General features: G+C 58.3%; 1 protein-coding gene. It reads right to left on the bottom strand.

Annotated elements, in window-relative coordinates:
* On the bottom strand, positions 1-333 hold a 333-nt coding region (locus ACNFCJ_RS24160), incomplete at both ends, for a transposase (protein WP_416773905.1).

Genomic DNA, 333 nt, shown 5'->3' with positions numbered 1-333 from the left:
CCAGCTTGGCTTGTTGACGCTTGAGCTTCGTCAGGCTCAGATGCTTGCGTTGCGACGCTACCGCCTGAAACTTGCTGCCATCGATGGCCACGAGTTGCCCGCTGATCAGCCCCACCTGGCGACAGAACTGGACGAAGGTGCGGCAGGTCGCCTGAAAAGCAGCGCTGTTGTCCTTGCGAAAATCAGCAATGGTCTTGAAATCCGGTGCCAATCGGCCCAGCAGCCACATCACCTCGACATTGCGTTGGCACTCGGCTTCCAGGCGCCGGGAGGAGCGGATGCGCTGGAAGTAACCGTACAGATAAAGCTTGAGTAGATCCGCTGGATCATAGC

This window comes from Pseudomonas sp. NY15364, assembly GCF_048068235.1.
In the GTDB taxonomy this organism is placed as follows: Bacteria; Pseudomonadota; Gammaproteobacteria; order Pseudomonadales; family Pseudomonadaceae; genus Aquipseudomonas; species Aquipseudomonas mendocina_D.
This window is presented reverse-complemented; position numbering and strand designations above follow the sequence as displayed.